The organism is Parapedobacter sp. 2B3 (assembly GCF_041925275.1).
GTDB lineage: Bacteria > Bacteroidota > Bacteroidia > Sphingobacteriales > Sphingobacteriaceae > Parapedobacter > Parapedobacter pyrenivorans_A.
This window is the reverse complement of the sequence record NZ_JBHEUZ010000010.1, coordinates 165,272-180,161: the sequence shown is the minus strand read 5'-3', so window position 1 is coordinate 180,161 and position 14,890 is coordinate 165,272. Positions and strand designations below refer to the sequence as shown.

11 protein-coding genes are annotated in these 14,890 nt (G+C 50.0%); 3 read left to right on the top strand and 8 right to left on the bottom strand.

From position 1 onward, the window contains the following. Positions 1-37 precede the first annotated feature (37 nt). The 5 genes from ACEVG1_RS13045 to ACEVG1_RS13025 are packed head-to-tail and all read right to left on the bottom strand — an operon-like array spanning position 38 to position 3,923. Entirely contained in the window at positions 38-640 is a 603-nt protein-coding gene (locus tag ACEVG1_RS13045) for a peroxiredoxin family protein (protein ID WP_374744138.1), read from the bottom strand. A 24-nt stretch (positions 641-664) separates the two neighbouring features. Beyond that, entirely contained in the window at positions 665-1,927 is a 1,263-nt protein-coding gene (locus ACEVG1_RS13040; protein WP_374744137.1) for an aspartate kinase, read from the bottom strand. Next, positions 1,927-2,739, bottom strand: a complete 813-nt coding sequence (locus ACEVG1_RS13035; RefSeq protein WP_374744136.1) for an RsiV family protein — start codon at positions 2,737-2,739, stop codon at positions 1,927-1,929. Before ACEVG1_RS13035 ends, ACEVG1_RS13040 begins: the two co-directional genes overlap by 1 nt. A gap of 21 nt (positions 2,740-2,760) precedes the next feature. After that, the gene (locus ACEVG1_RS13030; RefSeq protein ID WP_374744134.1) at positions 2,761-3,225 is read right to left on the bottom strand and encodes an N-acetyltransferase family protein; all 465 of its coding nucleotides are present in this window, start codon (positions 3,223-3,225) and stop codon (positions 2,761-2,763) included. 32 nt (positions 3,226-3,257) lie between these two features. Further along, entirely contained in the window at positions 3,258-3,923 is a 666-nt protein-coding gene (locus tag ACEVG1_RS13025) for a YggS family pyridoxal phosphate-dependent enzyme (protein WP_374744133.1), read from the bottom strand. 225 nt (positions 3,924-4,148) lie between these two features. On the opposite strand from ACEVG1_RS13025, the gene ACEVG1_RS13020 reads away from it, so the two are divergent. From ACEVG1_RS13020 to ACEVG1_RS13010, 3 genes are read left to right on the top strand one after another with little or no spacing between them, the layout of a single operon-like run. Then, on the top strand, positions 4,149-4,826 hold the full coding sequence (locus ACEVG1_RS13020) for a DUF4296 domain-containing protein (protein WP_374744131.1): 678 nt from the start codon (positions 4,149-4,151) through the stop codon (positions 4,824-4,826). A gap of 2 nt (positions 4,827-4,828) precedes the next feature. Continuing rightward, positions 4,829-7,204: an endonuclease MutS2 gene (locus ACEVG1_RS13015; protein WP_374744130.1), complete on the top strand. Its 2,376-nt coding sequence runs from the start codon at positions 4,829-4,831 to the stop codon at positions 7,202-7,204. An 11-nt stretch (positions 7,205-7,215) separates the two neighbouring features. Then, positions 7,216-7,860: an MgtC/SapB family protein gene (locus ACEVG1_RS13010; RefSeq protein ID WP_374744129.1), complete on the top strand. Its 645-nt coding sequence runs from the start codon at positions 7,216-7,218 to the stop codon at positions 7,858-7,860. Positions 7,861-7,918: 58 nt separating this feature from the next. Here ACEVG1_RS13010 and ACEVG1_RS13005 read toward each other — a convergent pair whose 3' ends face one another. The 3 genes from ACEVG1_RS13005 to ACEVG1_RS12995 all read right to left on the bottom strand — a co-directional run bounded on the left by ACEVG1_RS13005 (position 7,919) and on the right by ACEVG1_RS12995 (position 14,828). Then, positions 7,919-10,555, bottom strand: coding sequence for a TonB-dependent receptor (locus ACEVG1_RS13005; protein ID WP_374744128.1), 2,637 nt, complete (start codon positions 10,553-10,555; stop codon positions 7,919-7,921). Positions 10,556-10,870: 315 nt separating this feature from the next. Next, positions 10,871-12,364: an amino acid permease gene (locus ACEVG1_RS13000; RefSeq protein ID WP_374744127.1), complete on the bottom strand. Its 1,494-nt coding sequence runs from the start codon at positions 12,362-12,364 to the stop codon at positions 10,871-10,873. Between the two features lie 208 nt (positions 12,365-12,572). Further along, a complete protein-coding gene (locus ACEVG1_RS12995) occupies positions 12,573-14,828 on the bottom strand; it encodes a sodium-translocating pyrophosphatase (RefSeq protein ID WP_374744125.1) in 2,256 nt (751 codons plus the stop codon). Positions 14,829-14,890 lie beyond the last annotated feature (62 nt).

Genomic DNA, 14,890 nt, shown 5'->3' with positions numbered 1-14,890 from the left:
ATTCAAGTTATGGCGGTCTTACCGCGAAAGGAAGCCGCTATTTGTTGATGGCTGCAATGATTTCGTTGGTATTGCGTTCGCCATTCCAATATTCTTTCAACTGACCATCCGTACCGTAGACATAGGTAGCGGGATATTGCGACGGAAGATGGAATTTATTGATGAACTCACCACCCCTGTCATAGAGGACCTCTACGTTTTCCTTGCCTACGAGGGGTTTTGCCCACGTGTCAAGGAAGGATGCCATCAAGGCGGGATCGTTCATCGATACGAAGTAAAAATTGGCGTCTTTGACACGGTCATAATGCTTACCGATATCGTTGGCTTCGTGTTGGCAATGGCTGCATGTGGGGTCGAACAGAATAAATACGATGTTTCCCGTTTGGGCCAAGTCTTCTTTCGTAAAGCGGATGCCGCTTTTCAGGATATGGAACGTGAAATCGGGAATGGATGCCGCCGGCTCCGTGGAAACGGCAGGTGGGTGGTTAGTGGCCGGGGCCGCGTGTGCCTGTTCGGATGCCGCGCTCGCGGTGGTTTGATGGGTCGACTGTGCGGTGGTTCCACTGTTGCCACAAGCCTGCGTCAACGCGATAAAAATAACGCCGGCAAGCGTGGTAAGGAGATTTGCTCGTGTTGTCATGTGTACAAAGGTAAGGGTTTCCAATTACAGTTTACGTACCAAAAGCTGGCAGGTATAACTGTCTTTCAGTTCCATGATGATTTCCTTTTCGACCAGTACCCGGTCGATGGTTTGCTGGTTATAGTAGCGTATGGTAATCAACTCCAATCCATTCTGGTGATGTACGTCATACCGCGATTGGAGATCCCCAAGCAAGGCGTCCACATTACTGCCCGTGTCGTCTATGCTTACCGAAAAACTCACGGCGCTGTTGTGCATCATGTTTACCTTGATTTTATGTGCATGGAAACGGCTGAATATATCGCTCAGGTTATCTTCAACAATGAAAGAGAAGTCCTTGGGCAAAATAGACACCAGTACTTGGTTTACCTTGAAAATGAACGACGGTACCGGCAATGATTCATGGGTGCCCTTGATCTGTGTTCCGCCATTTTCAAGATCAATAAATGATTTCACGAAGAGGGGGATGTTTTTATTCTGTAATGGTTTGATTGTTTTCGGATGGATAACCGTAGCCCCGTAATATGTCAGTTCAATGGCGTCTAGATAGGATAATTCGGGAATAAGCTCCGTTTGGTCGAACCATTTTGGGTCCGCATTAAGCACTCCCGGTACATCTTTCCAAATGGTGAGGCTTTCCGCCCCGAGGCAAGCGGCGAAAATGGCCGCTGAATAATCCGACCCTTCGCGGCCCAATGTGGTGGTGAAATTTTCGGATGTGGAACCAATGAATCCTTGCGTTACCAGCAATTGGCTTTCGAGTAATTGGGGCAGTTGCGCCTGTATGCGCGAAGCGGTCACCTGCCAATCAACCCGGCCTTCGCGGTGCGTGTTGTCGGTAAGGATATAATCGCGGGCGTCCAGCCACCTGCTTTTCAGCCCGATTGCTTGCAGATAGTGGCTTACAATGGTGGTGGAAACAAGCTCGCCCACGGCTACGATTTGGTCGTATAGGTAGTCGTAGGGGTCCATCGGCGGTTCTTCCAGTATCCACTCGATTTCAACGAATCGGTTGGCCACTTCGTTATGGACGGGATGGTCTTTGTCGGGAAAGAGCTCCTCAATGATCGTATGGTGGTAGTGCTTGGTCTCTTCGAGTAGGTGGGTCGCAGTCTCCGAGCCGTCTACATGGTTTCGCACCAACTGCTCAAGCAGATTGGTGGTTTTGCCCATGGCAGAAACGACGATCAGCAGCGCATGGTCTTTGTGTGCCGAAACGATAGCGCCCAGATTCACTACGCCCGAGGCGTCCTTGACGGATGCACCGCCAAATTTAAATACTTGCATTAAGGTTCAATTGGTGTATTCAGTTCAGTGATGATGCGTTTTGCACGATCCGTCAATAACCGTTCGAGATCGGCATAAGGCACACGGAGTTCCGTCTGCCCGTTTACGTAGGGCTTTATTTCGTAGATGTTATAAAGGAACAGCATGCTATCGGACTCGAGGGCAAAGTTATCGGGTAGGCTGAAACGTCCGTCATCAAAGAAATAGGTGCCTTCGAGCGGCTGGTTGACCCCAAGGTTCTCCTGGTTGCGGAAATAACGCTCGGCTACAGCCGTCAGCTCGTTCTGGAACGAGGGGTTTACGATATCGCCGAGGGCCAGTGGCTCGTTTGCCTGTAGGTCGTAGTGCTTGAAGATAGTTGCATAATTGCCGTGGGCACCACCGGTATAGGACGACGCATGGATGGCCAATGCCAAATACGTAGGCGTGATGCTATACACCTTCGCGTGCGACGCCGAGGTCCATACACGGGGAAACGGGTCAGAAGCGAAGAAGCGATCAAATTCTCCTATAAATGTGCCCGCAGCTTCGGCCACTGTCGTGGTGTCATTGCCCAGGAGCGCCATTCGGACAAATCGATCAGCTGTCGGCTCATCAAACACCGGGTACGATGCCGCAAAGAAAGTCGTATCGGTTGTCTCGCTGGTCTTAATCAGGTTGCTGCTGTATTTGATATAATCTTCATAGGCGTAAGCCAAGGTGTCCGCGGCTGGCTTCCCGGCCTGTGTTTTCTCCTTGTCCGTGTTGAGCTGACAGGCCTCCATTAACAAGATACCTATCAGGCCATAAATATACAGTTTGCTTAATTTCATTCCTTTCCTATTATACAATGACTAACGACCAGCGGCGATGGATACATTTACCCACTCACCGTCAAAAGTCGCTCCATATTTTTTGTAGAACCGGATGGCCGGCTCATTCCATTCGAGCACCTGCCAGACCATTCCGCTGTAATTGCGTGCTTTGCACAGGTTCCAGGTCTCCTCAAAAAGCAGCTTGCCGAGGCCTCTGCCACGCATGGCTTCGGTCACAACGATATCTTCCAGGTATAGCCGGCGGCCTTTCCACGTAGAGTACCTGATATAAAAAAGTGACATCCCCACGATGCGGCCGTCCACTTCGGCCACGAATGCTTCCCACACGGGGTTGGCGCCAAAGCCGGCGTCGATAAATTCATCCAGGCTAACGGTCACCTCATCGGGAGCACGCTCATAAACGGCCAATTCTTTAACCAGCGCTAATAATTGCGTACAGTCTGCAGCAATCGCTTTGCGTATAGTAGGGGTTGTCGTTTCCATGCCCATTAGCCTTCAATTGTCCGGCCCGTTTATCACCGATTACCGAAAAGCGTGCTTCCCAGCCGAACCATGGTACACCCATGTTCGATAGCTAGCTTGTAATCTGCCGACATCCCCATGGAGAGGGTGTCGAAATGATCGGTTTTCCTGAAAAAGCTGGCCTTAACGCCGTCAAACAACGATTTTAGTTCGCTGAATTCTGCTTTTATTTCCCGTTCGTTCGGGGTGTTGGTAGCGATACCCATTAGCCCGCGTATACGTACGTGCTCCAACCCGGTTAATTCTTCCGATCGCAGCAGTTCGATCAGTTCCACGTGGTCAAGCCCGAATTTGGTATCTTCTGCCGCGACGTGTACTTGCAGCAGGCAGTCGATGACGCGATTGTTTTTTGCCCCTTGCTTGTTGATCTCCTTGAGTAGCTTCAGACTGTCCACCGAGTGGATAAGCGCCACGAACGGCGCGATGTATTTTACCTTGTTGGTTTGCAAGTGACCGATAAGATGCCATTGGATGTCTTTGGGCAATGCATCGTATTTCGCTACCAAATCCTGTACGATGTTCTCTCCGAAAATCCGCTGGCCGGCGTCGTAAGCCTCCTGAATCGTGTCTAATGGCTTGGTCTTGGAGACGGCCACCAAGGTGATATTTAAACGGTTTAACTCCTCGCTAATGGTTTTTATCTGATTGGCTACATCCATAAATACAGTACAATGTTTATGCAAACTGCGAAGCAATTTGTCTAAGTTTCATCTTCCTCAACTTTCTCTCAATGGCAGATGAGAGATCGACAAATTGCATTTAAATAGCAATTTGTCTAAGTTTGCACAAAACTACGAAACCTACGGGTATCCGCCAAAGGTGTTGTGTTGGAATTGGCGGTTAGTTTATCGTAGTGATGTAGTTAAAGAAGGTTAGGTAAATACATGCGGCTGACGACGATCGTACTGATGGTTTTATTTTTAGGCGGTGCCTGTGGACGCAAGATACCACCTGACGTGGTGCCGCAGCAGCAGATGGGGAATGTACTACTTGATATGCACCTGGCGGATGGCCAGCTGGCTTCGATGCTCGCCGATTCCGCTCGACGCTACCGGGATGCGTATTACGACGCGATATTCAATCGGTATGCCATAGATTCCGTTACTTTTGAACGGAGTGTCGAGTTCTATTCGTCGCGGCCCAAACTGATGAAGGCACTGTACACCGGTATAGAGAAACAATTGGAGGCATATAACATGGCCGACCAAAAAGCGACGGAGGAAAAATACAATCTACAGCGGAAGGCCGACTCAATAGCCACTTCCCGGCACATGGATAGTTTACGGAAAGTGACACGTGACTCGTTAGATCTTAAGCGCAAGCGCTACCTGCTTTACATAGATGGCCCCGATAGCCTCGGGTATGGCCAGCCGATACCCATAACCCACGCGTTGTTGAGAGAACGTTTGATGGAGACAGTGGGGCTGAGGGACGTTGCTCCATTGGAGCACATACTGTTACCGCGTACGGTGCCTGTGGCACCCCCCGCCGCACCTATACCGGCCCCGAAAGAGGAAGACCACGCCATGCCGCCGTTAAGACCCCTCAAGAAAGCCAACTGACCATGACTTATCCAGAAAACGCCGTCGAGAAACTCGGGTTTGCTGATGTAAAGGCGTTGATTGCGCTGAAGTGCCTCAGCGATGTTGGGAGGGAACTGGTGGATCGGATACAACCGCAAACCCGCTACGATCAAATCAACCGGTTCCTTCGGCAGGCGGTGGAATTCAAAGAGTTGCTTATCAATGACTCGCCACTGCCTGTAGACCACCTGTATCCGATACGACCGCTGGCCGAAAGAGCACGAGTAGTGGGCGCTTTCTTGGCGGAGGAGGATTTTTTCCAACTCATGCTTTCTTTGCGGACCGTATTTGCGATCATCCGTTATTTTAACGACCGGAACGGCCAATACCCCAACCTCGAAACGTTGTTTGAGCACCTGCCGATAGAAAAAGATCTCTTGCTTGCTATCGAACGGGTAATCGATGCCAAAGGTCATGTGAAGCCGACCGCGTCGCCAGCATTATCGGACATCCTAGCCAACATTGCCAAGGCGGAACAAGAGGCGAGGAAACGCATAGACCAGGTATTCCGGACCGCGCAACAGCAGGGGTGGACCGCCGATGGCAACCTGACGGTACGCGATGGTCGCCTGTGTATTCCAGTGCTTGCCGAGAACAAACGGAAGGTGAAAGGCTGGATACACGACGAATCGGCCACGGGGCAGACTGCATACATTGAGCCGGAAGAGGTATTCCACCTCAATAACAGGGTGCGCGATCTAGCGTTTGAAATGCGACGGGAGATTGTCCGTATACTTACCACTCTTACCGATGAACTCAGGCCCCATGTGCCCTTGCTGGTCGATTATCACCGGCTCCTTGCCAAAGTTGATTTTGTTCGGGCAAAAGCACTTTTTGCTATTGATATCGACGCGCATATGCCCGAATTGACCACAGAGGCGTCGATATCGCTTGTCAATGCGCGGCACCCTTTGTTATTGCTCAGTTTCAAGGCAACCCGCCAAACGGTTGTGCCATTGAACGTCACGATAGACGAAAGGCAGCGCATCGTAGTGGTTTCGGGACCGAATGCTGGTGGTAAATCGGTGTGTATGAAAACCATCGGCTTGCTGCAATTGATGGTTCAAGCGGGGTTGCCCATCCCGGCCGACCCAACGTCGAAGGTGGGTATCTTCCGATACGTATTCGCCGATATCGGTGATGACCAATCCATCGAAAGTGACCTTAGTACCTATAGTGCGCATCTCACCAAAATGAAGTATTTCTCGGAACATGCCAACGCTAAAACCATGGTGTTGATAGACGAGTTCGGCACAGGTACCGACCCGCTTTTCGGTGGTCCGATTGCCGAAGCGGTGTTGGAAGTGCTTAACCGGAAACAGGTGCGGGGCGTGGTAACCACGCACTATTCCAATTTGAAGGTGTTTGCCAGTAACACGGAGGGTATTGAAAATGCATCGATGTTGTTTGACAATATGGCCATGCAACCGTTGTATATTCTCCAAACCGGTAAGCCGGGAAGTTCCTATGCCTTTGAGATTGCCCAGAAAATCGGCTTGGGCAAGAACATATTGCATGCGGCGAAGCAAAAAATCGGTGCCCAACAAAAGCGGGTAGATACGCTATTGGTCGATTTGGAGCGGGAAAAAAAGGATGTGCATGATGAAAGGGTATCACTGAACCAGAAAGAGAAGCAACTCACACGGTTGAAGGCCGAAAACGACGCGCTGCAGGCTTACTTGGAAGACAACAAAAAGACCATTATCAGCAAAGCACGGGAAGAAGCCCAAGCAATTATCCGCGACGCCAATAAACTGGTGGAAAACACCATCTCAGGCATCCGCGAGAGCCAGGCCGATAAGTTAAAAACGAAGATGCTCCGCAAGCGGTTGGGTCAGGAACTCGATAGACATGCACCGGCGAAAGAGAAAGGGGAGACGCCGGCAAAACAAAAAATGCCCGAAGTTGCTATACAGGTAGGCGATTGGGTTAAAATATTGGAGACAGGCAGTGAGGCGGAAGTCATCAGTACGGCAAAAAACAATCTTGTGTTGGCGATGGGGGAACTCCGCACCGTTCAAAAGCGGAACAACGTGGTGCTTATAGACAGGAAGAAGCAAAAAGCAGGCAGCCACCGTTCAAACCAGACGCAACTAACCGATAATGTCGCCAGTTTCAGTCCGGAGGTGGATGTCCGGGGGATGCGTACGGATGCGGCCCTTTCAGCCATCGAGAAGTACCTCGATAGGGCGGTGATGATGGGCTTTCCGAGCCTGAAGATCGTCCATGGTAAGGGTGATGGGATTTTACGTAAGTTTATACGGGAATATCTGCGCAAGTACGGCGAAGTGACCCGTATGGAGGATGAACACCCTGACCGTGGAGGTGAAGGGATCACGTATGCTTATTTGGATTAATAGAGCTGAAGATGGAATTTTTGCCGGAAGATAACGATTTAGTGGCCATCGGGGTTTCCCTATTGGCAGGTAGCCTCGTGGGGCTGGAGCGTGAGTATAAAAATAAGTCCGCCGGTTTCCGCACCATTGTATTGATTTGCTTGGGTGCCACCGCATTTACCATTGTATCCCGTTTTGGCGTGGGAAGTGATGACCGGATAGCGGCAAACATCATCACCGGTATCGGTTTTATAGGTGCGGGGGTCATATTCAAGGACAAGTTTTCGGTAATGGGTCTTACCACCGCCGCGGTGATTTGGGTAGTGGCAGGTATAGGTATGGCGGCAGGCATAGGCTACTACAGCTTGGCACTCTCGCTTTCGGTGATTACGGTTATTATCCTGTCGGTATTCAATAAGGTGGAGAACGCAATGGAACGGCTGTTCCTTACGCGCACTATCTATGTAGGATTCCATGATACGGATGCCCACAACCTGGAGAAACTGAAGCAGGTGATGGACGAATACCGTATCAGATACACGCGCAAGACGGTTGCTAAGCGTGCCCGTAAGTTGTCCGTGGTATTTGAATTGTCTGCCGATCGGCAGAATTTGCAACGCTTCAATAATGCGATGATGGAGCTTCCCTACGTGGAGGAGTTCCATTACAATTCATAAGAAAGCCGTTTCGCCACACAGGACGAAACGGCCTTCTCTGTTTAAATGATAAGGAAATCTAGAAGCTGTATGTGAGGCCGGCGTTCCACGTGGTGCCCAACCCGTAGAAGTACCCAAACCCGTCTTTACGGCCAAAATACTCCTTGTTGAGTACGTTATAAACGTTCCCGCGGAATTTCAACCGTTGCCCACCAAAGCGGAACGTATAAGACACCCCGGCATCTAGCACACCAAAGCCATCCAGTTTTTCAGCTTCGTATACCTCGCCATCGAGAACGGCGCCGACTACATCTTCCGGGTCTACCTGGCCATACAGGTTGTCGTAGAAGTTGAAATCCACATCGACCGACAAGTCGGGGAGGATAGTGTATTTCGTGCCCAATCCAAGCGATGTCTGCGGCGCATTGCCCACTTTAACCCCCGACAAGTCTAAATTGCCTGTGCCGATAATTTCGGAATTTACCTCTTCGCGGAAACGGAACGGAGTTTCGCTATCGTACTGCCAGTCGCCGACGGATGCATAGCCGCGCAGCATCCAGTTGGTTGTGATATGCGATTGGAAGTCGAGCTCCAACCCTTTGTGCAATTGGGTAATGCCGGTAATCAAGTAAGCACCTTCGGTGTTTTCACTACCAAACGTGCCGCTTTGCAGCAGAAAGCGGTTTGCCCAAGAGGTGTAGTAGCCGTTCAGATTGACCGTGATATTGGACGTGGTAAATCGGTAACCAGCTTCAAAACCTAAAATTTCCTCGTTTTCGACCACGGGATCAGTAAAGTCCACCGTATTCTGGATAAATACATTGTCTAGGAAAGGCTGACGGGAATAGAAACCGGCGTTCCCGAAGACAGTGTGGTCTTCTTCAAAATTGAATGAAAGACCCCCTTTCGCGTTGTACCCGAATTTGTTTTCAACGGGCGATTCGGCTTGGCCGCCGGTGTAGTTCCAACGATCAAACTTTTGGTACGATTGGTTTGAAACAGCACCCTGTACGAACGCCGAAACAATGCCATTGCTAAATTCGGCCTGACCGAACACTCCTTGGTAGTTGAGTTGCTCGGAGTTATCATAACCTACCCTGTATTCCTCACCTGCCGGATTGAACAGCGCGGTCCACGGATTGGCCTTAAACGTTTTGGTCACTAAGTAATCGCCGCTACCCCTGTTTTCGTTTGGCGCATTCCAGGCTTCCAGTCCCAATTTGTCGACCAACTGTTGGAAGTGGTCGCCACGATAGAAACGGATGTCTGCACCTACATTAAAGGTAAAATAACGCTGTGTGTCGAAATTGTAGTTCGTTACTAAACCATACCAAGCGTGGTTGTTGGCCGAAGCGCGCAACAGGGAACCGTTGCGGCCGGCACCGATGCCGTTGGCAATGGTAGCGTTGTAATCCATCACGCCCTGCCAGTTGATTGACCCGTCAGGCAGGTATCCGCCACCGTATTGCTGGTCTATGAAACCCAGGCCATTGCCGAGCGGACCTACGCCGCCACCCCGGCCCAGGGAAGCATAAAGTACGGTAGATAGCGATGATTGGTCGTTTATTTCAAAATCCCAGTTAAAGTTGGCTACCGGTTTATGGTAGAAATTTTTGCGGACAGCCAATCCCTCGCCGTTGAGGTACCCGTAGTTGGAATTTCCTTTGATACCCGTTATATCATAGCCAGGCGTATTGATCGTACCGTTCGTATTATACCGGGTCAACAATGCCTTTGAATAGTTTTGATCGTGCCATTGGGGCGCACCGAATACCATCAAGTTGAAATTATGGCGCTCATTTGGCCTATATCCTACCGAGAAGAAATAGCTTTGCCCTTCGCCGGCGGTACCTTTGGCATACTTGCCATCGCCACGCCAATAGTCGAGCATGAAAGAGAAGCCCCATTTTCCGCGTAGCCCTGTGTTATACGCCACCGTACCCTTGGCATAACCGTAGTTGCCGGTTAGGAAGCGAACCGAACCGCCTTCCTGCATATCCGTAGCCTTCGTTACGATGTTGACCGTACCACCAACCGATGAGATGGCTAATTTGGATGAACCAAGGCCGCGCTGTACCTGTACCGCATTGGCGATGTCGGCGATGGAACTCCAGTTTGACCAATACATGTTGCCGTCTTCCATGCCGTTGATGGGCTGGCCGTTCAGCAGGTAAGCGGTATTGGATTGATCAAAGCCGCGAAGGAAGTTCTGGCCATCACCGAATCCACCTGCTTGGTTAGTAATGAATACCGACGGTATATTTTTCATAATCTCCGGAAACTCTACGTTACCGATACCTTTTTCCAATATCTCGGCGCGGGAAACGGTAGATACGGCAATCGGCGTTTTCCGATCCTCGGCAATATCGATGATGCCACGGCCAACGACCACGACTTCTTCCAACGATTGCGAGTCGGAAGTCGTTAAGACGATGGTGCCTAGGTTCGTCTGTGCAGAAAAGGGAATCGACTTACTGGTAAACCCGAGTATGCGGATGACGACCTCGCCCGACTCAAGGTCGGTGGACAGGCTGAAGTTCCCTTCACCATCTGTGGCTGTAGCCTGCGTAGTGCCTTTGACCAGCACGGTTGCGCCCGCTACGGGACCTTCGCGATCGGTGACTTTCCCCGTGAGCACGCGTTGTGCCCATGAATAGTTGCTAAATAGAAGTAACATAGCAACCAGGGTGATGCATTTGGTAGTTTTTGCGTTCATATGTACAATAATTAGTGGAAAAAGTGAATGTAAACAATGCGGGGTTTTCACTTTCAGTGAAAAGGGCTTCGTAGTGTGTGCAGTGAAAAATAGTGCATTCATGGGATGAATGATGATTTTACGCTGCAAAGGTAGCTTTTTACATATGAAGTTAATGTTAACAGGTCATTATCTAACATTTTTTTTATCAACAAATGGAGGGATGTGTTGATTCCCGTTGATGGATTGAGCCATATGGGTTGCACAGGGGGGGACAAGAAAAACACGGCCTTTCACGTGAGCGTGAAAGGCCGTGCAGATTATTTTTTTACCAGGCTAAACGGTCGGACCCTGCGGTTTTCCCGCCTCCACCGCAGCACGTATTTTACTATGACGCTTGCTGTAAAGAAAATAGATAGCAACGCCAATGATCATCCAAATAGCTAACCGCTCCCAACTTTCGATAGGGAGGGATGCCATCAGCGCGATACACACGACAATACCGAGTATCGGTATCAGTGGAACCAACGGCGTACGGAACGGGCGTGGGGCATCGGGGTTTGTTTTGCGAAGCACCATAATACCGATACAAACCAGTGTAAAGGCAAATAAGGTACCGATGCTTACCATGTGACCTAAATCTGAAACAGGCACGAATCCGGCAAAGATGCTTACAAATACCATGAAAATTAAATTGGTCTTCCAAGGTGTTTGTTTTTTTGACAGGTCAGAAAAAAAACGGGGCAGCAAACCATCTTTACTCATGGTATAAAATACACGGCTCTGACCGAGCAGCATCACCAGCATTACGGAAGTATATCCTGTGAGAATTGCCACAATGAGCGCTGTATTTAAGAACGTATATCCTGTCTTTGCAAATGCGGTGGCCACGGGCTTGGCATCGCCAGCAAAATTAGCATAATTTTCGAGGCCGGTCATCACATACGAAAAGAGCATATACAACAATGTACATACGAGCAGTGATCCGATAATACCTATGGGCATTCCTTTTTGTGGGTTCTTTGCTTCCTGGGCCGCGGTGCTGACAGCGTCGAAACCGATAAATGCAAAGAAAACCACACCGGCACCACGCATAATTCCGCTGATGCCGTAGTGTCCGAAATAGTCGCTTTTGAAAAATTCGAAAAATCCCAGCTGGCCGGACTTAACCATTTGTTCGCCTTCATTCACCGGGATAAAGGGTACATGGTTCAGCGGATTAATAAAGCTCCACCCCAATGCAATGAAAATCAGTACCACAGCTACTTTAACAACCACCAATATATTATTGACAATCGACGACTCTTGTGTGCCGCGCATGAGTAGCAGGGAAAGTAAACAAACAATAACTATCGCTGGGATATTGATAATACCGCCTTCCCAAGGGCCATGGAGCATGCTTTCGGGCAAATGGATGTTAAACACCAACAACAGCTCATTGAAATACTGTGACCAGCTCGATGCCACGGTTGCAGCGCCCAATGCATACTCAAGTACCAAGTCCCACCCAATGATCCAGGCTACGAATTCGCCCATCGTAGCATAAGAATAGGTATATGCACTTCCAGCCACCGGAATCATGGCTGCAAACTCCGCATAGCATAGCCCAGCAAAAGCACAGCCGATAGCCGCAATGATAAAAGAAATCGTTACTGCGGGCCCTGCATTCTCGGCAGCAGTGATGCCGGTAAGTGAAAACAGGCCGGCACCAATAATGGCGCCAACACCCAGCGCCACCAAACCGCTACTCGATAATGTCCTTTTCAGCGTGCCTTCGCCACTCTCCGCGGCCTCGGCGATCAGGGTTGGAATCGTCTTTTTAAATAACATGAGCTTTGATCTTTTCTGTTTTAATTTAGGCCCATTCATGTGTGGGCATGCCAAACCTACAAATTTTATGATTAAATCATATAATATTTTTATATATCACCGTTTGTAACGCCTGGGTAAGAACGTAAAATCCCCGACACTGAGCCAGTACCGGGGATGTTATGTTGATCTGGAGGACTAAAATGACCTCACAGATGGGTTATTTGTTTTATTGTTCGAGGCCGTGGTTAGCCGTTTGCGAGACAGCCACCTGTTCGGTTGGGACCTCAGCATCATTTTTCGCTTGGCTGTCTGCGGTGTGTCCACCCAAAATGGGGGCGATGACCAATCCAACCAAGCACGTTAGTTTGATGAGGATGTTCATCGACGGGCCGGACGTATCTTTGAACGGATCACCGACCGTATCGCCGGTTACGGCGGCCTTATGTGCATCCGAACCTTTGTAGGTCATTTCACCATTGATTTCCACACCCGCTTCAAATGATTTTTTCGCATTATCCCATGCGCCGCCCGCATTGTTTTGGAAAATGGCCCAAAGCACACCTGAAACCGCAACGCCAGCCATATAAGCACCCAGTGCTTCGGCTCCCATCACGAAACCGACGATAATCGGCGTGATGATGGTGATGGCACCGGGAAGCATCATTTCGCGGAGTGCTGCTTTGGTCGAGATATCGACGCATTTGCCATACTCGGGTTTTCCGGTCCCTTCCATGATCCCCGGAATCTCCCGGAACTGACGGCGAACTTCATTCACCATATCCATTGCGGCCTTGCCAACGGATTGCATGGCCAATGCCGAAAAAACAACCGGGATCATCCCACCGATAAACAAGGCAGCCAGCACATCGGCTTTGAAGATGTTGATGCCATCTATCCCGGTAAACGTTACGTAGGCCGCAAATAGTGCCAAAGCGGTCAACGCCGCAGAAGCAATGGCAAAGCCTTTTCCCACCGCAGCGGTTGTATTTCCTACAGAATCAAGGATGTCGGTACGCTGGCGTACTTCTTTGGGCAATTCGCTCATCTCGGCGATACCGCCGGCATTGTCCGCAATGGGGCCGAATGCATCGATAGCCAGTTGCATGGCGGTCGTTGCCATCATGGCCGATGCGGCGATGGCGACCCCATAAAAGCCTGCCAATTCGTATGAACCCCAAATAGCCAATGCGAAAAGCAAGACCGAAGAAAAGGTCGACTTCATACCGGTTGCCAATCCGGCGATGATATTGGTCGCCGCTCCGGTAGACGAATTCCGAACGATATTCAGTACGGGCTTTTTACCCAATCCGGTATAAAATTCGGTGAAAGATGAAATCAATCCGCCTACCGCCAAGCCCACGATGGTTGCATAAAATACATTCGTGCGGGGTATTTCCTTGACGCCTTCGCCGAAAAATTTCATGTTGATGGTTTCGGGCAGCATGAAGCCGATCAGGAAGAAACAAGCGATAACCGTCAATACAATCGCTACCCAGTTTCCCCGGTTCAGTGCGGCTTGCACTTGGTTTTCTTTCGCATCGTTGGAAGCTACCTTAACGAACAGTGTTCCGATGATGGAAGCGATAATGCCGATGCCGGCAATCACCAAGGGCAAAAGGATGGGGCCATAACCGTTGAATGCATCGGTATAAGGTGCGTCCGAAACTTCGGCCATGTCTTTGATGATGTAATTTCCAAGCACCATCGAAGCCAGTACGGTGGCCACATAAGAACCAAATAGGTCGGCACCCATGCCGGCTACGTCTCCTACATTGTCGCCCACATTATCGGCAATGGTGGCCGGGTTCCGTGGGTCGTCTTCCGGAATCCCTGCCTCAACCTTGCCCACGAGGTCTGCACCTACATCGGCGGCTTTCGTGTAGATGCCGCCACCCACGCGCGCAAAAAGTGCAATGGACTCGGCTCCAAGCGAGAATCCTGCCAGTGCTTCCAGCACCACGGTCATCTCGCGATAGAGGTTGTTGGGATTATCCGTAATAAATAGGTTAAGGAAAATCAAGAAGAAGATGGTTAGACCGAGCACGGCCAGTCCGGCTACACCCAATCCCATCACCGTGCCACCTGAGAACGAGACCTTCAACGCTTTGGGCAAACTAGTCCTTGCGGCCTGTGTGGTACGCACATTGGACTGGGTGGCAATACGCATACCTATATTTCCCGCCAGTGCTGAAAAGAACGCGCCGAAAATAAAGGCAACGACAATGATCCAGTGTGTAGTTTCAACCACGGTAGACACCGCAAAGAGCGCTATCGACGCAATGAGTACAAAGATGAGGAGAATCCGATACTCAGCCCTAAGAAATGCCAAGGCACCTTCCTGGATGTTTTTCGCGATACCCTTCATCCGGTCGTCGCCGGCATCCTGTTTCCGTACCCATGCTGATTTTACGATCATCACTCCAATGCCGATCAGCGCGAACACAAGCACCAAATAGATTAAATTTTCCTGTAAAAATTCCATTATAGCCAAATCAATTGTTTACAAACTTCGTCATTGTCAAAATAGGTCTTAACAAAGAGTCG